The 23,148-nt window shown below is 61.6% G+C and carries 22 protein-coding genes; 10 read left to right on the top strand and 12 right to left on the bottom strand.

Going from position 1 to position 23,148, the window contains the following annotated elements; genetic code table 11:
• The first annotated feature begins 130 nt into the window (after positions 1-130).
• Positions 131-826, top strand: coding sequence for a hypothetical protein (locus BV034_RS02530; protein WP_050023814.1), 696 nt, complete (start codon positions 131-133; stop codon positions 824-826).
• 446 nt (positions 827-1,272) lie between these two features.
• On the opposite strand, the gene BV034_RS02525 is transcribed toward BV034_RS02530, so the two are convergent.
• The 7 genes from BV034_RS02525 to BV034_RS02495 all read right to left on the bottom strand — a co-directional run bounded on the left by BV034_RS02525 (position 1,273) and on the right by BV034_RS02495 (position 9,566).
• On the bottom strand, positions 1,273-2,043 hold the full coding sequence (locus tag BV034_RS02525; protein WP_050023812.1) for an SH3 domain-containing protein: 771 nt from the start codon (positions 2,041-2,043) through the stop codon (positions 1,273-1,275).
• 51 nt (positions 2,044-2,094) lie between these two features.
• Positions 2,095-2,979, bottom strand: coding sequence for an SWIM zinc finger family protein (locus BV034_RS02520; RefSeq protein WP_050023811.1), 885 nt, complete (start codon positions 2,977-2,979; stop codon positions 2,095-2,097).
• Positions 2,980-3,006: 27 nt separating this feature from the next.
• The gene (locus BV034_RS02515) at positions 3,007-5,757 is read right to left on the bottom strand and encodes a DEAD/DEAH box helicase (RefSeq protein ID WP_050023809.1); all 2,751 of its coding nucleotides are present in this window, start codon (positions 5,755-5,757) and stop codon (positions 3,007-3,009) included.
• Between the two features lie 103 nt (positions 5,758-5,860).
• On the bottom strand, positions 5,861-6,598 hold the full coding sequence (locus tag BV034_RS02510; protein ID WP_050023806.1) for a DUF1080 domain-containing protein: 738 nt from the start codon (positions 6,596-6,598) through the stop codon (positions 5,861-5,863).
• A gap of 393 nt (positions 6,599-6,991) precedes the next feature.
• Positions 6,992-7,732: a Bax inhibitor-1/YccA family protein gene (locus BV034_RS02505; RefSeq protein ID WP_050023804.1), complete on the bottom strand. Its 741-nt coding sequence runs from the start codon at positions 7,730-7,732 to the stop codon at positions 6,992-6,994.
• A gap of 79 nt (positions 7,733-7,811) precedes the next feature.
• Positions 7,812-8,447, bottom strand: a complete 636-nt coding sequence (locus tag BV034_RS02500; protein WP_050023802.1) for a flavin reductase family protein — start codon at positions 8,445-8,447, stop codon at positions 7,812-7,814.
• A 27-nt stretch (positions 8,448-8,474) separates the two neighbouring features.
• Positions 8,475-9,566: a substrate-binding domain-containing protein gene (locus BV034_RS02495; RefSeq protein WP_081887532.1), complete on the bottom strand. Its 1,092-nt coding sequence runs from the start codon at positions 9,564-9,566 to the stop codon at positions 8,475-8,477.
• A gap of 124 nt (positions 9,567-9,690) precedes the next feature.
• On the opposite strand from BV034_RS02495, the gene BV034_RS02490 reads away from it, so the two are divergent.
• The 3 genes from BV034_RS02490 to BV034_RS02480 are packed head-to-tail and all read left to right on the top strand — an operon-like array spanning position 9,691 to position 12,211.
• Positions 9,691-10,473 carry an SDR family oxidoreductase gene (locus BV034_RS02490; protein WP_050023798.1) on the top strand — a complete coding sequence of 261 codons (783 nt, stop codon included), beginning with the start codon at positions 9,691-9,693 and terminating at the stop codon, positions 10,471-10,473.
• 24 nt (positions 10,474-10,497) lie between these two features.
• Complete coding sequence (locus BV034_RS02485) at positions 10,498-11,472, top strand: amidohydrolase family protein (RefSeq protein ID WP_050023796.1); 975 nt, start codon at positions 10,498-10,500, stop codon at positions 11,470-11,472.
• A complete protein-coding gene (locus tag BV034_RS02480; protein ID WP_050023794.1) occupies positions 11,450-12,211 on the top strand; it encodes an SDR family NAD(P)-dependent oxidoreductase in 762 nt (253 codons plus the stop codon). The genes BV034_RS02485 and BV034_RS02480 overlap by 23 nt, the downstream gene beginning before the upstream one ends.
• On the opposite strand, the gene BV034_RS02475 is transcribed toward BV034_RS02480, so the two are convergent.
• Positions 12,183-13,661: a sodium/solute symporter gene (locus BV034_RS02475; RefSeq protein WP_265592545.1), complete on the bottom strand. Its 1,479-nt coding sequence runs from the start codon at positions 13,659-13,661 to the stop codon at positions 12,183-12,185. The genes BV034_RS02480 and BV034_RS02475 overlap by 29 nt on opposite strands.
• A 110-nt stretch (positions 13,662-13,771) precedes the next feature.
• On the opposite strand from BV034_RS02475, the gene BV034_RS02470 reads away from it, so the two are divergent.
• Genes BV034_RS02470 through BV034_RS02455 form a run of 4 tightly spaced genes read left to right on the top strand, consistent with a single transcriptional unit; the run spans position 13,772 to position 16,630 of the window.
• Positions 13,772-14,563 (top strand): aldolase/citrate lyase family protein, encoded by a 792-nt coding sequence (locus BV034_RS02470; RefSeq protein WP_050023791.1) that lies wholly within the window; start codon positions 13,772-13,774, stop codon positions 14,561-14,563.
• The gene (locus BV034_RS02465) at positions 14,560-15,075 is read left to right on the top strand and encodes a hypothetical protein (protein WP_050023789.1); all 516 of its coding nucleotides are present in this window, start codon (positions 14,560-14,562) and stop codon (positions 15,073-15,075) included. Before BV034_RS02470 ends, BV034_RS02465 begins: the two co-directional genes overlap by 4 nt.
• A complete protein-coding gene (locus BV034_RS02460; RefSeq protein ID WP_050023784.1) occupies positions 15,072-15,644 on the top strand; it encodes a hypothetical protein in 573 nt (190 codons plus the stop codon). Before BV034_RS02465 ends, BV034_RS02460 begins: the two co-directional genes overlap by 4 nt.
• Complete coding sequence (locus tag BV034_RS02455; RefSeq protein WP_050023782.1) at positions 15,641-16,630, top strand: kelch repeat-containing protein; 990 nt, start codon at positions 15,641-15,643, stop codon at positions 16,628-16,630. The genes BV034_RS02460 and BV034_RS02455 overlap by 4 nt, the downstream gene beginning before the upstream one ends.
• 344 nt (positions 16,631-16,974) lie before the next feature.
• On the opposite strand, the gene BV034_RS02450 is transcribed toward BV034_RS02455, so the two are convergent.
• The 4 genes from BV034_RS02450 to BV034_RS02435 are packed head-to-tail and all read right to left on the bottom strand — an operon-like array spanning position 16,975 to position 20,559.
• A complete protein-coding gene (locus tag BV034_RS02450; RefSeq protein ID WP_265592544.1) occupies positions 16,975-17,754 on the bottom strand; it encodes an SDR family oxidoreductase in 780 nt (259 codons plus the stop codon).
• A gap of 8 nt (positions 17,755-17,762) precedes the next feature.
• On the bottom strand, positions 17,763-18,575 hold the full coding sequence (locus BV034_RS02445) for an aldolase/citrate lyase family protein (RefSeq protein WP_050023778.1): 813 nt from the start codon (positions 18,573-18,575) through the stop codon (positions 17,763-17,765).
• A gap of 26 nt (positions 18,576-18,601) precedes the next feature.
• Positions 18,602-19,564: a Gfo/Idh/MocA family oxidoreductase gene (locus BV034_RS02440; protein ID WP_050023776.1), complete on the bottom strand. Its 963-nt coding sequence runs from the start codon at positions 19,562-19,564 to the stop codon at positions 18,602-18,604.
• Complete coding sequence (locus tag BV034_RS02435; protein WP_050023774.1) at positions 19,561-20,559, bottom strand: Gfo/Idh/MocA family oxidoreductase; 999 nt, start codon at positions 20,557-20,559, stop codon at positions 19,561-19,563. The genes BV034_RS02440 and BV034_RS02435 overlap by 4 nt, the downstream gene beginning before the upstream one ends.
• Before the next feature lie 202 nt (positions 20,560-20,761).
• On the opposite strand from BV034_RS02435, the gene BV034_RS02430 reads away from it, so the two are divergent.
• Together BV034_RS02430 and BV034_RS02425 are read left to right on the top strand one after the other, a co-directional pair.
• Positions 20,762-21,919, top strand: coding sequence for a sialidase family protein (locus tag BV034_RS02430; protein WP_050023772.1), 1,158 nt, complete (start codon positions 20,762-20,764; stop codon positions 21,917-21,919).
• A 27-nt stretch (positions 21,920-21,946) separates the two neighbouring features.
• The gene (locus BV034_RS02425) at positions 21,947-23,134 is read left to right on the top strand and encodes a sialidase family protein (protein WP_265592543.1); all 1,188 of its coding nucleotides are present in this window, start codon (positions 21,947-21,949) and stop codon (positions 23,132-23,134) included.
• Positions 23,135-23,148: the final 14 nt, after the last annotated feature.

Genomic DNA, 23,148 nt, shown 5'->3' with positions numbered 1-23,148 from the left:
CGGAAAAGTAGGATGGAAAACGACCCCACGCCTTTGGCTCTGTAGAATCGGACAAATTCTGGGAGAAATCGGACTTGAGCCACGTTATGCCGCTCCGGCTCAATCGAGCCTGTGCAACCTACCCTTCAAGATGAAATCCTGCCTTCCCCTGCTCCTCGCCACCCTCACCGCCGCCTCCGCCCTGGCTCAGGACACTGGCACCTACGGCCGCACCATCTTCGCTGACGATTTCGCCAAGGACGGCTTTGGCAAACGTTGGGGTCATTACAAGAGCGGCAGCGTGGTGAAGGACGGCGTGCTTCAGGGCATCACGCCCGAGGGTTCCGACCACTCCGCCGTGGACAACGTGGTGATCGAGCCCGAGAAGGACCTCGAGGTGAACGTGAAGTTCCGCTACACGAGCGACAAGGCCAAGAGCTTCAACCTCTGGTTCGATGACAAGACCTTCAAGGGCTCGCACGCCGGCCACATCTGCAACGTCAACGTGAGCCCCACCGCGGTGAACATCGGCGATGCCAAGACCGGCAACTTCCGCAATGACATCTACGCCAAGAAAAAAGAACCCGGTGGCCTGAGCGCCGAGGACAAAGAGCTCCTCAAGAGCAAGAACAAGAGCTTGCCCGTGAAGCTGACGCTGCAGGACTGGCACACCCTGACCGCCCGCACCCAGGGCGATGAAATCGAAGTGCTGCTGGACGGCAAGTCTGTGGGCAAGTTCAAGTCCGAAGGCATCGCCCACGAAAGCAAAACCTTGATCAGTCTTACCACGAACCCTGTGGACGTTCAGTACGATGACTTCAGCATCAAGGGTGTGGCGAAGAAGTAGTTTCCCAACATGACAGCACCCATCATCGAATAGATGATGGGTGCTGCACAAGGCAGTGGTGGTGGCAAGAACGTGCGATGCAGCAAGCCCCGGGCGACCTTTTATTGGCGGAAACCGCCAGCGGCAAGCAACGCAAGGGGCCTACCGCTCCGCGGTAGAATTCACCCCCGACCGCCCATGGGTGAACCCTCCGGGTTCGAATGCAGGCGATGCGTCAGGCAGTCGGCATGGCGGCAGTCAAAACCTCAATTCTGAGTGCTTTGAGAACAGTGTAGCTTCTCCCGATGATCGCAGTATTCCCCAGAGAGGAGAACACACCACGCTACCTAATTCACGAATACGCATTGAACCCTCCGGGTTCGAATGCAGGCGGGTACGCCATCGAGCCCCCCCACCCTCATCTTGTTAATCTCTCAAAAATCTTGTTAATCCTGTCTGGGAAAGCATCACCCCGCCCACGGCAGCTCCGCAAATTCCATCTCCAGGTGCTTGGCTCGAACCCATCCGGTGAAGCCGCTTTCCGTGCGGATCAAATACCATTGATTGCCCCTGGCCTCGATGTCGTCGCCCGGTTTCGCCGATGACGGGTCCCAGAGCAGCACGCGGAACTTGCTGTCCTTGCGCGTATTGGCGAGCACCGTCTTGCCATCACGCTTCTGATACACGGGGAACGACGCCACCACCGTGCCTTCGATGCCGGAGGTCTGATCAATGCCCAAGGAGTAAAACTCCTGCGGCAGCAGCGTGAGCGAGAGATCCTTGCCGATGAGATACTTCTCTGTCTTCATCCAAAAACCCATCCAGCCCGTGGCGACAAGCGTGCCATTCCCCGGCACCTTCAGATCCCCCTGACCTTTGACCTTGCCCACCTGTTTGAGCTGGCCATTCACCATGGCAAAGAAGTAGCGGACGAGGTAGTCACTGTCCCCTTCCGCCGTGACTTCCAGAATTTTGGCCGGCTGATCTCCAAAAACCTGATGCGCCTCCAGCGCAACGGTAAAGCCAGTGAACTCCTTGCCCAGGGGGATCGACGTCTTGCCTGCCTTGAGCACAGCGGATTCAAAGTCGTACTCCGGGTTGGAGCGGGTCAGTTCCACAGTGTAAGTTTGAGACTGACCGTTGCCCGCGAGGTCAACGGTCAACTTCGGCGGAGGATCCACCGCAAACAGCGTCGGGGCCAAGACCAGACCGAGCCACGCGGGCAGAAGAGCTTTCATAAGACGATCAAAAAGAAGTGCGGAGCAGAGTGGGCTGAGTTGCCCACGTCCCTATGTCTTCTTCTTTTTGACCGCGCTCTTCTTTGTGACGGCTTTGTTTGCCTTCTTCGCCACTTTCTTGCTGACAGTTTTCCTGGCCACCACCTTTTTCGTGGAACGCGCTTGCACCGGAGGTGCCGCATCCAGTAGCCCATCAGGAATCTCCAGATTGCCCAAGTCGATGCCAAACACGTCGGACAGATCCGCCGCGCCGATCACTCCGTCTTGCGAAGCGCCATCCACCGCGGTAAGCGCCTGCACCGCATCCACCGCGCTGGTGCCGATGAGTTCCGCCGCATCCACACCACGCAGTTTGAAAAAGAGCGCGGGCTCATCATCCAGACGGCAACTCACCCCATAAAGGGTGGCAGCCGCGTGCTTGCAGAGGCCGGCGTAATCCGGGCAGGAACAGGTGATGACGATCTCCTTGGGCGCAGGAAACAGGCCCTGTTTGGGATCCGTCACTTGCTGCAGGATCTGGTCGCTCAGCTTGCCCCCCAGCAGTTCCACCAGCGAGCCAATGCCGCCGGTGCAGGTTTCCTTCAAACTCTGCCACCTGTTCTTCAAGAGCGGCTTGATCGTGATGCGCACCTCATAGAGATCCGAGCCCTGCACCGTGCTGGTGATCTCCCCCTGCTCAATGAGCAAGTCCATCACCGCCCCCTGCCGCAGATAGGTGCGCCCGCGAGGAAGACGGTTTGAGTAGTCGCTGTAAGCTTCCAGATTGCGATTCCAGGCCTTGCCCCAGAAGGTGATGCTCAGCCCCTGCTTGGCCTTCGGTACCACAGGTGCCAGGAGTTCGCCCTTCTTGCGGCGCTTCTCCACCTTGAGCTTCGTCCTCGCCTTGGCGGCGGCGCGATCTTCAAAGTCGTCGTAGCTGTAGGAGTACCAGGACATGAGCAAATGGGCAGTGGGAAAGGCAGGTTACTCAGCGCCAATAGCACGGAACTGCAGGAACTCGACGAGATCTTTATCGCTCATCTCGGTCAGGAGCTTCACGGCTCCATCGCCCTCGCCCCCGAGGATCTCGTTGGCCAGAGCGCGCTTCTCCCGGATGATGCCGTCGATCTTCTCTTCCAGCGTGCCCTGGCAGACAAACTTGTGCACCATGACGGCCTTGGTCTGGCCGATGCGGTAGGCGCGATCAGTCGCCTGGTCTTCCACGGCCGGATTCCACCAACGGTCGAAGTGAATCACATGACTGGCGGCCGTCAGGGTCAATCCTGTGCCGCCCGCCTTGACCGAGATGACAAAGAACGGCGGCCCGCCCGGGCTCTGAAACTCCTCCACCAGCTGGCCGCGCTTCCCCACCGCCGTGCCGCCATGCAGCACCAGGCCCGGCCTGCCAAAGACAGTGGCCAGGTAGTCCGCCACCGGCAGAGTCATTTCCTTAAACTGGGTGAACACGATCACCTTCTCCTGGCGGTCGGCAATGCCGGAGCAGAGCTCCTCGAGACGCTGAAACTTGCCGCTGTCCGCCGGCAGGTACCGACTGTCACCGCTCCACTGGGAGGGATGGTTGCAGATCTGCTTGAGCTTCATGAGCGCGGCCAGGATCACGCCCTGCCGCTGGATCTGATCTTCTGTATCCCCCAGCTCCCGGGCCAGCGCGGTCACCACCCGCTGATAGAGCTGGGCCTGCCGCTTGGTAAGCGAGCAGAAGGCAGTCATCTCCGTCTTGCGTGGGAGATCCGGCGCGATGGCGGGATCCGTCTTCACCCGGCGCAGGATGAAGGGACGCACCAGCTTGCGCAACGGAGCGTAGCCGCTCCCCGCCTTCGACATCTGCCGTGCCCGGGCGGCAAAGGAGCCCGCAGAACCGAGCAGACCCGGGTTCAGGAAATCAAAGAGGCTCCAGAGATCGCCCAGACGGTTTTCCACCGGGGTGCCGGTGAGGGCGATGCGCAGGGTGCCTTGAAGCTTCTTCACCGTGCGGGCCTGGGAGGACCCGGCGTTCTTGATGGCCTGGGCCTCGTCCAGCACGGCGAGGTCCCAGTTGATTTCATTAAACCCCGTCAGCTTGCCCAGCGTGGTGTAGGTGGTGAGGAACACGCCGCCGTCCTTCATGGCAGGATGTTCTCCAGACTCCACCTTCGCCAGCTCCCCGGCGCTCAATGAGGAGCGATGTGCAATGACCACCGGCACGGCAGGTGCGAACTTCTTGAACTCACGTTCCCAGTTGGCCAGCAGGGAGGCGGGTGCCACCACGAGGCTGGGCGTGAGGGGCTGCCCGGCCTTGCTGCGAGCCTCCCGCCGCCGCAACACCAGTGCGATGAGTTGCAGCGTCTTTCCCAGGCCCATGTCATCCGCCAGACAGGCTCCACAGCCAAGACGGCCCATAAAGTCCAGCCAGTCCAGCCCCCGCTGCTGGTAGTGACGGAGGGTGGCCTTCAGTCCTGATGGCGGACGGCTGCCCGCTCCCTCTGCTTCAGCCCGCATGCCGGCGAGCAGGTTGCGGAGGGCATCACCCGCCATGAAATTGACCAGTCCACCGGTGTCATCCAGGGTGACACCGTCCGCGGCTGCCGCACCGCCCTGCCAGCCCGCCAGCCAGCGCAATCCTTCGTGGAAGGGCACGCCATCGCGGTTGGCCGCCTCGGCACGATGCCAGTGATTCAACGCCTGCTGAAGCCGCTCACGATCGGGCTCGATCCACTTCCCCCGCAAGGAAATAAGCGGGGCATCACTGGCGAGGATCTTGTCGATCTCCTCCCGCGTCAAGGGCTCGCCGCCGAGGGCCACATTCACATTGAAGCTCAGCAACACCTGCGCCCCCACCGTGCTCTGTTTGTCTCCCGCATCCAGGGTGACCTGAACCTGCGGTGAAGGCGGGCGACGCCCCTGCCACCAGTCCGGCACCTTCACAAGCAGGCCGCTCTCTTCAAACACCGGGATCTCCTGGAGAAAGGCGAAGGCCTCCGCCGGCTCCCACGCCAGGGCCTGAAACACGCGCTTGGAAGCAATGAGCTGCTGCACGAGCGAGCTGCGTTTGGAGGCGGCGTTGAGCGGCTCCAGCAGCGTCTGCAGAGCACTGCGATCATTTCGCCCTGCACTGTCCTGCAAGGCGCGGGCCAGCGGCAGGTGCTGTGGCTCGCTGCGGGCATTCACCCGATGAGTGTAGGTGGCAATGAAGGCGAAGGGACGCTGGGGATCACGTTTGTTCTCCGCCAGATGCAGGGTGACCCGGCCAACCATCCGCCACACGGGGTGCAACTCGCGCAAGACGGCCTCCACATCATTGCCCGCTGCGACGATGTGCGCCGCCAGCGTGCCGTGCAGATCCTGCCACAAGGCGGCCAGACAGGCAGGGGTGAGGTACTCCATGCCCTGCACAGGCGGAGCCTCCTGGATCCACTGGTCCAAAATGGGTTGAGCGGGCAGCTGCACCGGGGTCTGCCAGGCCCCCTCACGCAGCCCGGGCACCTGACAAAACTGCATGACGAATTCCCGTACCAGATGCCGCCACCAGGCGAGGTCGGCAGGCAGATCACCGTCCGCCATCTCGCCAGCGAGGTGCAAAAGGGCGGCTGTAGCACTGCCTTCGTCCGCGTGGGTCGCCCGAAGTGCCTTCTCAAGCTTGGCAGACACCTCCTCGGTGGCCGCGAGCCCCTCTGGCGTCAAAACCAGAACGCCTTCGGGCGTGAGATGAAACAAGGGCGGGAGCTCGGCAGACATGCGACTGGTCGGGAGACAAAGAAAGAGCCCGCTCTCGCACTTCCCAAAGGGATGCGCAAGGCGGGCTCTAAGGAGAGATGGAGAATCTCAGATCCGGGTCAGACTACTGCTTGAGGATCAGGTCTTTGAACTGGACGATCATGGGAGGACCGGCATGGATCTGAAGGGCCAGGATACCCTCCTTGGGAGCATTGGCGGCGTCTTCATCCGTCACGTCCACGGTCTGCTTGCCGTTGATGAAGTGTTGGAGGTGGTTGCCTTTGGCCACGATCTTGTACTCGTTCCAGTCTTCGCTCTTGATAGAGGCCTGGATCTCTTTGCTGTCACCTACAGTGCCGGTGGCTTCCACCGCGAAGTCCTTGCTCTTGGCGTCGGCGGGATTCTTGGCCTGGGACTTGATCACTGTCTTCTGGCCACGTTGAGCGAGGATGCCACGGCCTTTTTCTTCATAGAGGATGCCGCTGTAGGTCGTGCCAGCCTCGAAGTCGGCCTGGTAGCCGCTCACCACGGGACCAAAGGCACCGGGGGCCAGCTCCTTGCTGCGATACTGCACACCGCTGTTCCCGGCGACGATGCGGTATTTGAAAGTGAGTTCGAAATCACCCACCTTGCCGTCCTTATAGACCAGGAAGGTGTTGTGGCTGAGCGGGCTCTTCTTGGGATCGCTCTCCGAAGCCGGGGTCTGGCCCGTGATGGTCCCGTCCTTGACCGACCAGAGGTCCTTGTTCCCCTCCCATCCGGTCAGGTCCTTGCCATTGAAGATGGCCTTGCCTTCCTCCGCCGAGGCAGAGTGAAGCGTGAGTGCAGCGGCGACGAGGGAATAGAGAAATGCGCGTTTCATGAGTGCAGCTAAACGGAGACTTCGTCTGCTTTCCAGCATAGAGGATGGAAAAGTTTGTCCCGTTTTCGCGGGAGGCAGATGAAAGTCCTGACCCGGGACTCTGATGACATCAACATGCGCATGCAAAGGGACGTCGCTGGCATCCACTCCGGGATGCAATACGCATTTTGACCTTCCGGAGGTGTCAGTCGCTATGCTCCTTCAACCATCCGGCTAATGGCTTTGATGCCTCCGGCATCGGATCGCCCGGACTGGGACACGATCAGATTGTCAAAATCAACACCCCAACTTCCCGATGAGATTCCGGGATCGGTCACGAGACATAAAGAGGGCGCTGACCCGCGCCAGCGCCCCCACTTTTGACTTTTTACTCTCAACTTTTTACTGCTCTACCTAATCCTTCCTGCTCGCCAATTTCGCCAGCAACCGCAGGATCTCCACGTACAGCCAGATCAGGGTGACCAGCAGGCCAAAGGCGGCATACCACTCCATGTACTTGGGGGCACCGTGCTCCACGCCCTGCTCGATGAAGTCAAAGTCGAGGACGAGGTTGAGGGCGGCGATCACCACCACGAAGACGCTGAAGCCAATGCCAATCAGTCCACTGCCGTGGATGTAGGGGATCTGAATGCCAAAGAAACCCAGCGCCAGGGTGATGACGTACACCAAGGCAATGCCCCCAGTGGCAGCGAAGATGCCGAGCTTGAAGTTCTCCGTGGCCTTGATGAGGCGCAAGGAATACGCAGCCAAGAGAGCCAGGAGCACTCCGATGGTGAGCAGCACCGCCTGGAGCACAATGCCCTGAAACTGGAGGGCGTACATGGCGGACAGTGCCCCCACGAAGAGCCCTTCGGCCACGGCGTAGAGGGAGCCAGTGATGGCAGCCCACTCCTTTTTGAAAACGGTGATGAGGCACAACACCAAGCCCGCGATGGCACCGCCGATCATCCAGGGCATGGCCGCTGGAGGATTGGTCATGCCAATATTGTAGGTGTAGCAGGCGGTGCTGAAGACGATTGCAAGGAACAAGGCGGTCTTGTTCACCGTGCCTTGGAGCGTCATGCGACGCTCGGAGGCCCCGGCGCGCAACTCGGTAAAGGTGGATTCTGAAAGTGCGGGATTCGAGGTTCTCATGGGCTCGAGGATGGGTTGGGGGATGAAACGATGGCCAGCCCTGCTGAATCGAAGGGGCTGTTTCTCCAGAGATTGTACTTTAAGGGGCAGGGCGACGCATGACAAACAACGATTCGGGTAAAACGCGTCCATAGGACGCACCGCCCAAACGCGAGACATAATCCACTGCCCCCGGCTGGATCTCGGAAGGATCAGACGTCATTAGCCCCTGGGCGACGTGAAACATGACCACCTCACCGATGATGTAGTTCGCCGCATCCGGCCCGCTGCCGTGGTGCACCACGGTGTGCAGCTTGCACTCCATGGCGAAGGGGGCCTCCTGCACGCGGGGCGGCTTGACCTTGAGCGAAGGCACCGCTGTGAAGCCGCTGTCTGGCCACTCACTCACCCCATAGGGCACCGGGCGGGAAGTGGCCACCATGCCCTGCGTCATCTCTCCAGAAACGGTGTGGATGACGTATTCGCCTGTCGCATGGATGTTGCGCAGCGTGTCCTTGAAGGAGCCATCATCCTTGGTGCAGGGGGAAAAACACACGCTCACTGGATTGGAGCCGGCCCCCATGAAAAAGGAGAACGGGGCGAGATTGGGGACACCGTCGGCAGACAACGTGGAGACAAAGGCGATGGGGCGGGGCGCGACCGCGTGAATGAGCAGGTCGTAGGGATCGAAACCCAGGTCAGGGGCCTTGGGGTCAAATGCGTGATGGGTGTTCATGAACGGGAAGGGATACGAGTTCGAGGACTAGACGGTGCCTCCGGGGAGAAATTTGGGGGTGAGCCGGATGGCACGCACGGGCTCCCGACCGTGCTCTGCCAGCCGACGCACCGCACTGGAGACCCGCCGGGTGAACTGGCTGAGGCTGGTGGCATAGCGGGCGACAGGAGGCACGGCATGCTCAAGGAAAGCGTCGTCATCACGGGAAATCACGGCCACATCCTCGGGGATCCGTTTGCCCTTTCGCATGAGGTGCATCATGACGGTGACCACATGCAGCCCCCTCGCCACAATGAAGGCGGTGGGAGGATGGGGGCCGCTCATGGCTCTGTCGATGAGCTTGCACAAATGTGGCGCGGTGCCGTCGTGCCGGATGACGGCGGGTGCGGCGGCAGGCTCCGCGGCCATGGCCTCCAGGAAGCCCTTCTCGCTGTCCGCATCGCCACCGAAGGCTCCTTTGGGCAGAACCAGCGCGATGCTCCGATGCCCCTTGCGCCTCAACAGGCCGCCTGCATGCCGGCAGGTGGCGCGGAAGTCAGAGTCAATCGAGGGCAGCGCGATCTCCGGTGAGCTGGACCCCACCACCAGACAGGGCAGCTTGCGGCGCACAAACCACTGCTGGATGGGAACCTTGGACCCAAAGATCACCCAGGCCGCTGCCGGCACGCGGTTCACGAGTGCATCCAGCGACCGGTCCGGATGCTCCGTGTAGCTGGCCGGACTGATGTGCAGCTCAAAACCAAACCCGGCGCTATTGAGGCTGGCGCGCAGGTCGTCCACCAGGCACATGGAGGTTGGGGCCATCTCCAGCAAGGGACGGGAGGAGATGGCGGCAATGAGACGGGACGGCCCCACCTCCGTCACGGCCGACACCCCGGCACAGATGAGGCGACGCTGGCGGGCTGATGCCGTGACCCAGCCGTCCGCCTCCAGCACCTCCAGCGCCGCCCTCAGGGTGGGTCGGCTCACCTGAAGCTGGGCGCAGAGATCCCTCTCCCCCGGCAGATATCCCTGCCAGTGCCCTGAGCGCACCCCCTCCTTCAGGCTGTGCACAGTCTGGGTTGTAAGAGAGTACCGCTGGGGCAGCGCCAGTTGCGATGACGGGTCAGGAGACGACATCTGGTCAGGGGAAGTGACCAGGAGCCTACGCTTGTTCGCCCGCAGGCCGCAAGCCAAAATCCCCAACCGGCCTGACTGACACGTCGGCCCCCCAATCCTCTTCCCTCACCACCTCCAGAGAAACATGCACGCCCCGTTGTTTCATCTTCATCAGCGGGACATCTGGGTGTTTGGCGGCGCAGGCTATCTGGGCCGACCTGTGGTGACGCAGCTCGTGGAGATGGGCGCACGCGTGTTGTGCGTGGATCTGGAAGACCGGGCCGCCCAGGCAGTGACCGAGACGGGCTGGACGGAGCAGGTCACCCCGGCCTCGCTGAATGTGAACGATGTGGCGGAGTCCGCAGGGTTCGTGAAGTTACAACTAGCCACGCGAGGCACGCCCCATGGCCTGGTGGTGATGACATTCCAGTCCAGCGCTCGCCGACTCGATGAGCTCAGCGCGGCGGAGTTCGATGCGGCCAACCACGGCAATCTCACCGCCACCTTCTGCCTGGCCCAACCAGTCGGAGCCGCCATGGCCCGCCAGGGACGCGGCAGCATGGTCCTCTTCTCCAGCATGTACGGCACGGTGTCGCCCGATCCGAGAGTGTACAAGGAGCCGATGACGCCCAATCCGATCGAGTACGGCGTAGGCAAGGCCGGGGTGCAGCAGATGGCCCGCTACTTCGGCGTGCATCACGGCCCTCATGGCGTGCGCTGCAACTCCATCTCGCCAGGGCCTTTCCCAAATCCAAAAGTTCAGGTGGATCATCCGGACTTTGTCAGCCGGCTGTCATCCCGAGTCCCCATGGGCCGGGTGGGCCACGCCTCGGAAATCGCCGGTGCGGTGGTCTTTCTCCTCAGCGATGCCGCCAGCTTCATCACCGGCCAGAACCTCGCCGTGGACGGCGGCTGGACAGCCTGGTGACGCACGAACCCTACATTCCCCCTCATGCTCATCGACTGCCACAACCACGTCGGCGCGGACCTGCTCTTCTATCTGCACGGTGACTTTCCCTACGCCCAGCAGCTGGTGGCCATGATCCAGGAGGGCGGCGCACTGGGGGTCACGCATTGGGTGGTGTTTCCGTTTGTTTCCTATGCCGCCATGGATGCCACCCGGTTTCGCGCCGGGGAGGTGGGCTTTGGCTCCGGCGGACTGGAGAAGGTGCCCTACGCCTTCGAGAACCGCCGCCTGCTGGAGGAGTGCCACCGGTTGTTTCCTGAAGAAGGGCGCAAGACGCTGCCCTTCGTGATGGTGGACCCCCTGCGTGAGACCACCGCCCAGGCGTCTGAGCTGCGCCAGCTCAGGGGGCAGTATCGCTTCCACGGGATCAAGATCCAAAGCACCATCATCCAGGCCGACATCAAACGGCTCGCGCATGAAGGGAAGGTCTTCCTGGAACTGGCGCGGGAGTGGGATGTCCCCTTTCTCATTCACAGCAGCGTCGCGGAGAGTGATCTCTGGGCCCAGGCCTCTGACATCCTGGATCTCGCGGAGGCGAGCCCCGACGTCCGCTTCTGTCTGGCGCACTCCTGCCGTTATGACCGCGAGTGCCTGGACCGTGTGAACGAGCTGCCCAACACGTGGTTCGACTGCTCGGCGCACTGCATCCACTGCGTGGGGGCGGTGGATGATCTGCCGTACATTGCTCCACGGTCGCGCCGGTTTGACAGCGACTATACCCGGCCTGATCGCGTGATCGCGGATCTGGCGGCGGCGTATCCCACCAAATTCCTTTGGGGCAGTGACTCCCCCTTCTACAGCTATGCCGCCGAGATCAATCACCAGATCGTGAAGCTCATCAGCACCTATGAAAAGGAGGTGACCGCGCTGAAAGCAAGCCCGCCCGAGGTGGTGACGCGCATTGCCTCGACGAACACCCTCGCGTACCTGAAGCTGCATGATGAAAGCATTCTCTCTTGAGGGACGGTCCGCCCTGGTCACAGGGTCTTCGCAAGGCATCGGGTTCGCGGTCGCACAAGGCCTGGCCGAAGCCGGGGCACGGGTGATCTATCACGGCCATCAGCCACGCCCGGACGTCATCCCTGATCCGGAGGCCTATCTCATCGCCGACCTCACGCAGGATACGGCAGCGGAGCAATTGATGATGGATGCCATCGCGGAAGATGCCGCAGTGGATCTGCTGGTGTGCAACGCCGGCAGTTTCTTCGACCTGCCGGTTTTGGAAATGACCCGAGAGCGCTGGGACCGCACCTTGGCGCTCAACCTGACCTCCACCTTCTTCCTGGCCCAGGCCTTCGCCCGCCAGCTCGTGGCGGCAGGCAGGCCGGGAAACATCGTCATCACTTCTAGCACCAACGGCTTTCAAGGGGAGGTCAACTCCTGCGCCTATGACGCCAGTAAAGGGGCGCTGCTCATGCTCATCCGCTCTCTGGCCGTCTCCCTGGCCCCTCACGGCATCCGGGTAAATGGCATTGCGCCGGGACTGATCCGCACCCCGCTCACCCAGGAGTGGATGGTGCCGCAAGCGAAAGAACTGCTCACACACTATGAGAACAAGATCCTGCTCGGACACGTGGGCGCGCCCGAGGACTGCGCCGGTGCGGTGGTCTTCCTCTGTTCCGAGGCCGCCCGCTACATCACCGGCGAAGTCATCGTGGTGGACGGCGGACTCACCGTGGCACAGATCGGGAAGGCGTGAGCAGGCCAACCAGCATGGTCACGACGCAGCCGATCATGCTATACCACAGGAACGAGATCGGCACCGGATCACCGCCACCCGGAGGAACAGTCTTGTAGAACATCAGACCGATCGGCGCGAGGAACCCGGCCACGCAACCCAGGATGGCCCCACGGCTGTCCACCCTGCGGCTGAAGATGCCCAGCAGGAACAACCCCAGCATGGGACCGCCCACGAGACCAATGATACTGTTCACCGATTCCACCAGATTGCTCTTCATCGAAGCAATACCGAAGGCGAGCCCCGTGACCAGCACTCCGTAAAACATCGTGAACAGCTTGGCCCGAAGCAGCAGGGCTTTCTCGCTCAACAGGCCGGGCTTGGTGAGCGTCTGGTAGAAGTCACACATCGTGGCGGACGTGAGAGAATTCACTCCGGCAGACACCGTGGACATGCTGGCTGCAAAGATGGCCGCGATCAGCAGGCCGGGCAGTCCACCCGGCAACTGCGTGATCACGAAGTAAGGCAGGATCTGGTCCGCCCGGTTGATCTGCCCAGTGATCAGCGGGTCGCCCGCGCTGTGATAGAACGCATAAAGCACGAGCCCAGTACCATAGAAGAGCACCAGCACCGGGAGGATCATCCAGAGCTTGATCCAGAGAGATCGCTGCGCTTCCCGCAGGCTGGTGGCAGTGAGATAACGCTGCACGGAGACCTGGTCAGTGGCCATCTGCACCAGGTTCAGGAAAGCACCACCGATGATGACTCCCCACAGGGTGACCCGCTCCCGGGGATCGAAGGAGAGGCTGACGTCAAGCTTGCCGTTGCTGTGAGCGATGTCCCACACCCCGGCAAGGCCTCCAGGGATCTTTCCCAACGCCACGAGCACGATGATCAACTGGCCGCCAAAAAGCACGCCCAGCTGCATGATGTCCGTCCAGATCACGGCGCGCATGCCGCCCATCATGGTGTAAATGGTGGAAACGACGCCGGTGCAGATGATGGTGAACCAGAGCGGCATGCCCGTCACCTCCTTCAACGCCAGGGCAGGTGCGTAAGTGGCCGCCGCCAGCCAGAGGGATACTCGCAGGATAAACAGGCCCGATGCCACCAGACGAAGCGAAAGGGAGAACCGCTCTTGAAGAAAATGATAAGCCGTGAAGTAACGGCTGTTGTAGAAGTGCGGCAGGATCCAGATGCAGGTGAACGGTGTGGCAATGAAGAAGGACAGCAGCACCAGGGAGAAGGCAATGCCGTTGGTGTACACTTCACTGGGCCCTGCCAGATAGCTGATGCCCGAGAACAGCGCGGCAAGAATGGTCATGGCGACCACGAAGCGATTCATATGCGCCCCGGCCAGGAAGTACTCCTTCAGCGATTTTTCGCCCCGGGAAAACCACATGCCGATGAACACAGACGCCGCGAGATAGACGGCGAAGATACCATAGTCGAGCAAAGTAAATCGTGCCATGCGCGGGATACTACGGGGATGGTTTGTGCAGACTTTCTGCATGATCATAAATGTATAATTTTCTGCAACAAGCCTCATCTCAACTTTCACGTTATTCATCCTCCATAGTCATGATCACGACATCCAAACTGCTTGCAAAGATCCGCAACGGCGGAGTGGCCCGCGTCTGCTCCACCGGCTCTCCGGTTATTTATTTCCCAGCACTCGCCGCCCGCTTCGGCTACGACGCCGTGTGGATGGATGCGGAGCATCGTGCCTGGGAGGCGGGGCACATTCGCGAGATGATCCTGCGGCATCATCATGCTGGCATCGACTGCATCTTCCGGCCTTCGTTGTGCGGAAAGGCCGCCCTGTCGCGCTATCTTGAAGACGGTGCGGCGGGGTTGATGATTCCTCATGTGAACACTCCAGAACAAGCCCGCGAACTGGTGATGCATACGAAGTTCCCACCTCTGGGAGATCGCGGGCTTGATGGCTCTGGACTGGACGCAGGTTTCTGGATCCACAAGCCGGATGACTATCCGGCACGCGCCAATCGGGAGACTGCGCTCATCGTGCAGATTGAAACACCTCTCGCCATCAGCCATGTTGAAGCCACCGCCGCCGTGGAGGGTGTGGATCTGCTCTTTCTCGGACCGGGGGATCTGTCATTGCGCCTGGGTTGCAAACCGTCCGTGCAAGATCCGATACTGCATGAAGCCGTGGCGGCCCTAGCCACCGCCTGTCGCAAGCAGGGCAAGCCCTGGGGCATGCCAGTCGGCAGCATGGAAGATGCCCGCACCATCGTGGAAATGGGTGCCCAGCTGGTGGCGATGGGCAGTGAGTTCTTTGGCATCTACCGCGAACTGGAAGCGTGCTCACTCAAGCTTGATGAACTGCTGGGGAAAGGAGATCCGTCATGAACGAAGAGCCTCCGGTCGCACTGCCGTATCGCGACACCAAACCTCAAGGGGCCGCCGACTTCTACCTGGCCATCAATGCCACCTTCCGTTTCATCTTGAACCGGCTGGGACAGGAAGGGCTGCGCCGTTACTGGTCGGACATGGGCCACCGCTACTTTGCCCCGGTTTCAAAACAATGGCAGACGCACGGAGCGGCGGGCATCGCCCAATACTGGCAGGCCTTCTACGATGCCGAACCTGGCCGTGAGGTGAGCGTGACCCGGGATGACCGCGAAGTCCGGCTGGACGTGAAGGTGTGCCCGGCCATCGCACACCTGCGCCAGCAGAAGAGGGAGATTGTGCCCTGCTTTTGCGAGCATTGCCATTTTGTGAGTGAAGCCATGGCGGCACCTGCTGGTTTCACCGTGCGGGTTCAAGGGGGCAACGGGAGCTGCACGCAGCGGTTTCTGCCCGCTGACGCGATCACGCCACCCCAGAACCTGGAAGACATCACCCGCGCCTCCCTGTCATGATTGGCTGTTACGACTTCTGCGGTCACTACGAATGGACCTTCGCCTGGCTGGAGGCGGAAGGTGGACACAATCTGGTTCGCCAGTATTGGGAGGAAGGCATTTCCCGGGATTCCCAACAGCATGCACGGGAGCTGATCCTTTCGCAGGGTTTCGCCGGCATGCGAACCTATTGGGGCCATACGCTCGATCATGAAGCAGCGGGATATGCCATTCATGCCAATGAAGAAGTGTTCCGCATCGACATGCATGCCTGCCCCTCCAAAGGTTTTCTCATACGCAATGGATTGGTGCAGTACCGGGACTATTGTGATCACTGCATGGGATGGATCGGCCCGGTGATGCAAGACGCCGGTTTCGTCATCGACCATGAGCACAACCACTGCGGTCAATGCTGGTGGGAGATCCGCCGTGAAGAGAGCACCGCAGGACCCTCTGAAGCGGGCCGACTCGCCGGGGAAGCCGATGTGCGCCTCCACCCAGGTTGGAATGAGCAAGCCAGTCCCCATGATCGCTACCACCAGGCCACGGACCCTGACGACAAATGCCCTCCTCAACCTCCTTCGTCATGAAACCTCTCTGCCACCTTCTTACCACCCTCATCATGATCGCTCTCGCAAGCATGCAGCCCGCTTCTGCGGAGACCTGGGAATCCATGGCGCCGCTTCCCGAACCCAATGCCGGATTCGCTGCAGGATGGGTGAACGGAAAACTGGTCATCGCGGGCGGGACCAACTGGCCGGAAGGCGTGAAGCGCTGGCTGGACAAGACCTGGGTCTATGATCCCGGATTGAACCAATGGACGCCTGGCCCCTCTCTGCCACGGCCCCTGGCCTATGGCACATGGGGAAGCGATGGCCAGCGCCTCTGGATTGTCGGCGGTGCCGATGGCAAGCAAGCTCGCAATGAGATGCTGATGCTGACCAAGGACGACAGGTGGAAGCAAGTTGGCACCCTGAACCAGAAGGTCGCCTTTGCCGGTGGAGCGTTTGTGGAAGGCAAGTTGTGGGCCTATGGCGGCACGCCAGATCCGGACGACTGGCAGCAGGTGACAACGGCGCTGAGCTCTGTCTCCACGAGCGGCAAGGCTTCCGAGGAAAGCCCTCTGCGCCGGGAATGCGTGGGGATCGGCCTGCCTGCTGTGGTGGGATTGGGCGGGAAACTCTATGCCTTCACGGGAGCCTGGATGTCAGCGGAGCACGGCCAGGTGCAGAACTCCGCGGAAGCGGTGGCATATGATGTCGCCTCCAAGACATGGACGAAGCTGGCTCCCTATCCCGTCAGTGCCCGCGGCGTCGCCGCCGTGGCTTTGGATGATCAGCATGTCTATCTTGCGGGTGGCTACGGCACCGATGAACAAGGGTTTCTGGATGCAGCGTGGATCTACGACGTGCGGACCCAGCAGTATCGCAAGGCGTTGACGTTGCCCATCAAGGCGCTGGTGTGTCTGGTGAAGGGAGGGGATACCGTGTACGCCCTGGGTGGCGAGGACCAAAAGAAGCATCGCAGCGCCGCGTGTTTCCGGATTCCGGTAGCGGCGTTGTTGAAGGAGGAGTGAATGGGATTCCACCCTTGAATCAGGCGCTTTCCACGAACCCGGAGGGTTCACCATGAGTAGCCACGGGTCGACCGAGCGTAGCGAAGGCTACCCGTGGATAGACGTCCGCACCCGCTACCACGGAGTGGTAGGCCCATCGCGGCACCCACTCCTGACACCTTCCCGCAATATTATGCCCACTGTAACTTGGACATTCGGGCCTACCGCTCCGCGGTAGAATTTGCCCATTCGCCTACCATGGGTTGCACTCGCTACGCTCATTTCACCCATGGCTATTCATGGTGAACCCTCCGGGTTCGATAAATTTGCGTCCCAAATCTCTCATCCACCCACGATCCTTCCCGTCACTTCGCCGTGTACCCGCCATCCACCGGCAAATTCACGCCTGTCACATACCTGGACGCGTCACTTAACAAAAACACCACCGCTCCGCCCAGGTCACTGTCATCCGCCATGCGGTTCAACATGGTGTGCTCGCTGTACCGCTTCACAAACGACTCGGGCTGGTGATTGAAAAAACCGCCGGGTGACACACAATTCACGCGCACATCACGCGGCCCATACAACGCGGCGTAGAACCGCGTGAGATTCAACATTCCGCCTTTGTGGAAGAAATAGTCAGGCGGCATGTCGCCGATGGCCGTGCCTTCATACAACTCATAGCTGGGGCCGATCATCCCTTGGATGGAGCCGATGTTGACCACGCTGCCTCGCCCGGCCTCGGCCATGGCGGCACCGAAGACCCGGTGCATGAGCATCAATCCGGTGGCATTTACCCGCATGGAGTCCTCCCACTGGGCCACGGTCCCCTGAGCGCCCTTCATGGGTCGAAGCACAGCATTGTTCACCAGCCCGTGCAAAGCCCCGTGTTCGGACTGAACTCGCTGGTGCAACCCGTTGATGGACGCCTCATCGCCCTGATCAAGAAACTCCGCCTGCACACTCGCGCCGGCAGCGCGCTCTTCCTCTGCCACCACACGAAGCTTTTCCACATCCCGCGAAGCCAGGATCAACGTGGCTCCGGCCCCGGCAAGAACCCGTACCAGACCGCGGCCGAACAGACCGGCACCCCCGGTGAGCAGGACCACCTTGCCCTCCAGACTGAAGTTGTTGAGTGTGCTCATATTGCCGGTCATTTATCGCTGGAGTTGTACACGGCGGCAGGGGCGACCGCAGGTGTGCCCAAGTAGTCCGACACCAGTTGATTGAAGGCACTGCCCAGGCAAAGGACATCCGCCCCCAGATTGAAGATGCGCCAGCCCTCCTCTTCAAGTTCACGTCGGGGGCCGATCATGCCGGGCATCATAAGGTGTTTTCCATGCTGACGGCCCGCCGCAGCCACCCGCTTCCGGGCCGCGACCACCTCCGGATCATGAATCTGCCCCGCCTTCCCGATCAGGTGGCTGAAGTCGCCCGGCCCGAAGAGCAGGACATCATACCCCGGCACCGCGGCAATTTCCTCGACCTGAGCCAGGGCCTCAGGAGACTCGATCTGGAAGATCAGGATCTTCTCCGTATTGCTGTGGTGCAGGTACTCCTTGATGGGGACCTGACAAAAGCCGCCGTCGATATTGCCCCCATCAATGGGACGTCTGCCCAGCGGCTGGAAGCGAGTCATCTCCACCAGCTTGCGTGCCTCTTCCGCCGTGGTGACATGCGGCACCATGATGGCCGTGGCATCCAATTCGAACGCCTTCACATAGTCACTGTAGCTCCCCTTACTGACCCGCACGATGCTGTCGAGGTCATGCAGGCGGGCGGCCCGCACCTGGTGCTCCAGGTTCGACCAGTCGTTGGGCACATGCTCATTGCAGATCCACACACCGGAGGCTCCGGAAAGGCCCGCCATCTCGATCACGCGGGGGTCGTTGAGGTTGAGCTTCAGCGTGCACGGATTGGCACCGTTGCGAAGTTCCCTGAGAATGCGGCTGGGACGGAGGATCATGGGGTGGCGGTATGAGGAGTCAAAAATCAGGCAAGGGTTTCCTGCAGAATGCTGGCGAGCGAAATAGTCTGCCCACCCCGCTCCCGGCTGCGGCGGCCGGCGACGAGAATGGCCATCAGCTCCACCGTCTGGCTGAAATGGAACGGCGGCTGGCCGGTCTGCAGCATCTGGATGAAGGCCACGAGTTGCGCACGGAAGGCGTTGTAGTAGTCCCGGCAGAGAAAGGGCATCTGGGCTCCGGTGCCATAGAGATGAACGGAGCCAAAACTCCCCACCGCATCCTGCACCGCCCCGAGCGTCACCGGCACCCCGCTGCGATGCGTGAGATGCACGATGTCCGAGCCCTGCCTGTGCTGGGTCTGCACCGTCTCGAAGCCCGGTCCCAGCAGAGGATAGACGGCTTCCAACGCATGAATGCCATACCGCTCCCAGCTCTTGCAGGTGAAGCTGGTGATCCAGCGCAGCTCCCCCAGTTGCTGGCGCTGCTCCGCGCTCAGCTGGAGTTCGGGGGCATAACGCATGCCGCTGCTGCTGAGCAGGACGGCCCCGGCGCGCTGCCATTGCACAAACTGCCGCAAGTCTGCCAGATTCGTCGCCAGCGGCTTGTCCACAAATACGGGCAGCCCTGCTTCGACAAATGAAGCCACCCGCCCCACATGATCGTCCCCGTCATCTGTGGCGATGATCACCGCATCCACTTGGCCAATGACGTCTTCCGGCCGGGAAACCACGTGCTCGATGAGGCTCGCAGCGGCCACCTTTGGAGCATCGGCGGGTTGATCCGTCCAGACATGCGTCACACGGGCACCTGGGATGCCGATGCTGGCGAAGTCCTGCCTGCCCAGATAGTCCAGGATGGTGGGATAGGGGCACTGCGCCATCGCGGTGGGATCGTAGCCATTGATGATGGCACTCCAGGAGTAGGGGTGGCCATTGCCCTCGATCATGCCCAGCATGGCCAGACGCAGAGGTGGTTTCGGGATCGTCATGAAGCTTGCGAGATGGTCACCGGCACGCCTTCCGCCATGGATTGCAACGCCGCCCGGTTGAAGCGCAGGGTTTGCACGGCCTCTTCAAAGCTGCAGAGCGGAGAGGGCCGGCCTTCCATACCATCCAGAAAGGCCTGCGCCTGCCGGATGAAAAGCTCATCCCGCTCCAGAGGAGGCACCGTGTGCCACGTCCAGTCTGCGCTACCCCGTTGCAGGGTTCCCCAACGTTGACGGTGGCCCTCAATTGCGAGGCTGCCCTCTGTGCCATGCAGGAGGATGAAGGTTTCATTGGGGGCTTGAAACTGGTTCATGGCATAACTCACCATGGCCATGCCGTGGCGTGCGGCCACATTCACCGTGTCCTCCACCGTCACGCCTTCCAGCATCTGGTGGCTGCCATCGCAATACACCTGGGTGCAGGGGCCGATGAGCCACTCCATGGCATTCACCAGATGAGTCAGCGCATCCTGCACTGCGCCACCGCCCTGCTCATGCCGGGCATAGTAGATTTCTCGATAAGCGGGCCGGAAGGTGGGGAAGTGCTGCCCCGCAGTCACCGTGGCATGCAGCACAGTGCCCAGGCTGCCTGTCGCGACATAGTCCCGCGCTGCGGACACCCAGGGCATCAGGTGATACACATAAGCCACCGCCACGTGGTGGGGATGCTGCGCCAGAGCGGCACGTGCGGCAGGCACTTCAGCCAGATCCACCGCCAGCGGCTTCTCCACCAGCACGTGCAGACCATGCTCCAGCAAGACCTGCAGCATGGGCAGATGCAAGGGAGCTGGCGTGCAGATCACGGCTGCATCCCATCCGCCAGTGGTGAGCGCCTCCTCCAGCGTGGAGTGACACGACACACCGTAGCGCTCCTGCATCGCCTGGCGGAGCTCTTCGCGGGTCTCCACCGCCGCAACCGCGCAGCGCCCTGTGCTTAGGAAACAGCGCAGGTGCCGTTCCCCAATGCTGCCGCAGCCGATGATGAGTATGGATGGCATGTGAGGCGACCACTCAATGCCCGGGGCACATAGGGGTAAAGAGGATTCCCCTGGTCAGGCGAAGTGACCAGGATGATGTGATGGTGAGGCCGACAAACCCGTTGCCTACTGCCCGTAGTCCTCGCCGCGCTCCTTCTGCGCCCGGAATGCTCTGAGCCAAACCTCCGGCGCTCCCACCCCACCCCACTCGCCCTCAAGTCTCATGCTTGCACGTCCCCTTGCTCATCCCCTTCGCACCGGTCTGTCCTCGCTTCTGGCAGCGATCCTCACGGCCGCCACCCTGGCAAGTCCCGCCATGGGCGCGGCGGAAAACGTGGTGGTGCGCGACGTGGAACCCAACAAGGAACTGCCGAGGCATTCCGAGGGCTCCTTCGCCACCCTGGCCTCCGGCCGCATCATCTTTTACTACACCCAGTTCTACGGAGGCGCCGCCGATGAAAGCCCGGCCCGCATCGTGGGCATTCACTCCGACGACGACGGGCGGACCTGGAGCCAGCCCGTGACCATCGTGGAAAACAACGCCGGCAAGAACGTCATGAGCGTGAGCCTGCTGCGCCTGGCCAGCGGCAAGCTCGCCTTCTTCTACTGCCTGAAAAACAGCTGGCAGGACTGCCGCCCGCAAATGTGCGTGTCCTCGGACGACGGAGCCACCTGGTCCGCTCCGAAAAACATGCTGGAGGCCCCGGGCTACTTCGTGCTCAACAATGACCGTGTCATCCAGACCAAGGCGGGCCGTCTCATCGTGCCGCTCGGATTTCATCGCTCCCGCAACACCGATCCACATTCCTCCAAGTCCTTCGACGCCCGGGCCATCACGATGTGGCTGTATTCCGATGACGAAGGCACAACCTGGCACGAGGCCGCCAACTGGTGGGCCATCCCGGTCCGCAGCGGCAGCGGGCTGCAGGAGCCCGGCGTGGTGGAACTGGCGGATGGCAGCCTGTTTTCCTGGAGCCGCACCGACCAGGGGGCCCAATACGGATTCACCTCCAAGGATGGAGGAAAGAACTGGACCGCACCCGAACCTACCGCCCTGAAGTCCCCCACCTCCCCGGCCAGCATCAAGACCCTGCCGGGCACCACCGATCTGCTGGCCATCTTCAACGACCACTCCGGAAAGTTCCCCTTCCCGCAGGGAAAACGCACCCCGCTGGTGGCCGCCATCTCCAGTGACAGCGGCAAGACCTGGCCCCAGGTGAAGCTCCTGGAGGACAATCCCGACGGCTGGTACTGCTACAATGCCATCCACTTCACCAAGGATGCCGTCCTGCTTGGCTATTGCGCCGGTGACAAGACCGTAGGCGGCTTGAACCGCCTGCGCATCCGTCGCATCACGGTGGACTGGCTCCGCCAACCCTGATTCCTCCTTCTTCCCCCTCCTCACACTATGAACCCGACCCCAATGCCCTCCTTCTCCCGCCGCCACTTCCTGGCCACCACCGCCAGCCTGTCCGCCAGCACTCTCCTGAAAGCAGAGGAGCCGACGAAACCGGCCGCCACCGCTGGCGGCATCAACATCACCGAAACCAAGGTTATTTCCCAACAGCCCGAGTTCTACCACGGCTGGCCTACCGTGGGACGCCGCGCCAACGGGGAGCTCTGGGTGGTATGGTCCGGTGGACGCGAGGAGCACGTCTGCCCGTTCGGCCAGGTGGTGGCCATGTCCTCCAAGGACGATGGCGCAACCTGGACCCGGGCCCGGGTGCTGCTGGATGGGGCCATCGATGACCGCGATGCCGGCGTGCTGGAGACGGCCAAGGGCACGCTCATTGTCACCACCTTCACCTCGCTAGCGTATGAACCGGGTCTGGCCAAGGCGGAGAAGGCCGGGAACTGGCCTGCGGAAAAGCTGGCCCTCTGGAAGGCCACCCGCGATCAACTCACACCCGAGCAACGCAAAGCGGGCCTGGGCGAGTGGTGCCTGCGCTCCACCGATGGCGGCATCACCTGGTCCACGCCCATCAAGACCATCGTGAACAGCCCCCACGGCCCCACCCAGCTCAAAGATGGCCGCCTGCTCTATGCTGGCAAACAGCTCTGGTCAGAGGACAAGAAGATCGGCGTCTGCGAGTCCAAGGACGACGGGCTGACCTGGCAGTGGCTCTCCGAGATTCCCGCCCGCGAAGGCGATGCTGTGCCCAATGGCTACCACGAACTGCATGCGATCGAGGCAGCGAATGGCACCATCATCGTGCAGATCCGCAATCACAACAAACAACACGCAGGCGAAACGTTGCAAACAGAGTCCAGTGATGGCGGAAAGACCTGGAGCACCCCTCACTCCATCGGCGTCTGGGGATTGCCCTCCCATCTTCTGAAGCTGCGCGATGGCCGACTCCTCATGACCTACGGACATCGCCGCAAACCCTTCGGCAATCAGGTGCGCATCAGCAAGGACAACGGCAAGACCTGGGGCGAAGCCAGCATCCTCTCTGGAGACGGCATCGGCGGTGACCTAGGCTACCCGAGCACCGTGGAGCTTGGCGACGGCTCTTTCCTCTCAGTCTGGTACGAGTCGATGAAAGAACCCAAGAAGGCGGTCCTGCGTCAGGCCAAGTGGACTTTGCAAGGCTAATTCCGCACCTCCCT

This window comes from Verrucomicrobium sp. BvORR034 (genome assembly GCF_000739635.1).
Lineage (GTDB): Bacteria > Verrucomicrobiota > Verrucomicrobiia > Verrucomicrobiales > Verrucomicrobiaceae > Verrucomicrobium.
This window is presented reverse-complemented; position numbering and strand designations above follow the sequence as displayed.

Bases quoted from the DNA above. Each gene is read 5' to 3' on its own strand.
- BV034_RS02530 (WP_050023814.1), top strand. From the start codon at position 131: ATGAAATCCTGCCTTCCCCTGCTCCTCGCCACCCTCACCGCCGCCTCC.
- BV034_RS02525 (WP_050023812.1), bottom strand. From the start codon at position 2,043: ATGAAAGCTCTTCTGCCCGCGTGGCTCGGTCTGGTCTTGGCCCCGACG.
- BV034_RS02520 (WP_050023811.1), bottom strand. From the start codon at position 2,979: ATGTCCTGGTACTCCTACAGCTACGACGACTTTGAAGATCGCGCCGCC.
- BV034_RS02515 (WP_050023809.1), bottom strand. From the start codon at position 5,757: ATGTCTGCCGAGCTCCCGCCCTTGTTTCATCTCACGCCCGAAGGCGTT.
- BV034_RS02510 (WP_050023806.1), bottom strand. From the start codon at position 6,598: ATGAAACGCGCATTTCTCTATTCCCTCGTCGCCGCTGCACTCACGCTT.
- BV034_RS02505 (WP_050023804.1), bottom strand. From the start codon at position 7,732: ATGAGAACCTCGAATCCCGCACTTTCAGAATCCACCTTTACCGAGTTG.
- BV034_RS02500 (WP_050023802.1), bottom strand. From the start codon at position 8,447: ATGAACACCCATCACGCATTTGACCCCAAGGCCCCTGACCTGGGTTTC.
- BV034_RS02495 (WP_081887532.1), bottom strand. From the start codon at position 9,566: ATGTCGTCTCCTGACCCGTCATCGCAACTGGCGCTGCCCCAGCGGTAC.
- BV034_RS02490 (WP_050023798.1), top strand. From the start codon at position 9,691: ATGCACGCCCCGTTGTTTCATCTTCATCAGCGGGACATCTGGGTGTTT.
- BV034_RS02485 (WP_050023796.1), top strand. From the start codon at position 10,498: ATGCTCATCGACTGCCACAACCACGTCGGCGCGGACCTGCTCTTCTAT.
- BV034_RS02480 (WP_050023794.1), top strand. From the start codon at position 11,450: ATGATGAAAGCATTCTCTCTTGAGGGACGGTCCGCCCTGGTCACAGGG.
- BV034_RS02475 (WP_265592545.1), bottom strand. From the start codon at position 13,661: ATGGCACGATTTACTTTGCTCGACTATGGTATCTTCGCCGTCTATCTC.
- BV034_RS02470 (WP_050023791.1), top strand. From the start codon at position 13,772: ATGATCACGACATCCAAACTGCTTGCAAAGATCCGCAACGGCGGAGTG.
- BV034_RS02465 (WP_050023789.1), top strand. From the start codon at position 14,560: ATGAACGAAGAGCCTCCGGTCGCACTGCCGTATCGCGACACCAAACCT.
- BV034_RS02460 (WP_050023784.1), top strand. From the start codon at position 15,072: ATGATTGGCTGTTACGACTTCTGCGGTCACTACGAATGGACCTTCGCC.
- BV034_RS02455 (WP_050023782.1), top strand. From the start codon at position 15,641: ATGAAACCTCTCTGCCACCTTCTTACCACCCTCATCATGATCGCTCTC.
- BV034_RS02450 (WP_265592544.1), bottom strand. From the start codon at position 17,754: ATGAGCACACTCAACAACTTCAGTCTGGAGGGCAAGGTGGTCCTGCTC.
- BV034_RS02445 (WP_050023778.1), bottom strand. From the start codon at position 18,575: ATGATCCTCCGTCCCAGCCGCATTCTCAGGGAACTTCGCAACGGTGCC.
- BV034_RS02440 (WP_050023776.1), bottom strand. From the start codon at position 19,564: ATGACGATCCCGAAACCACCTCTGCGTCTGGCCATGCTGGGCATGATC.
- BV034_RS02435 (WP_050023774.1), bottom strand. From the start codon at position 20,559: ATGCCATCCATACTCATCATCGGCTGCGGCAGCATTGGGGAACGGCAC.
- BV034_RS02430 (WP_050023772.1), top strand. From the start codon at position 20,762: ATGCTTGCACGTCCCCTTGCTCATCCCCTTCGCACCGGTCTGTCCTCG.
- BV034_RS02425 (WP_265592543.1), top strand. From the start codon at position 21,947: ATGAACCCGACCCCAATGCCCTCCTTCTCCCGCCGCCACTTCCTGGCC.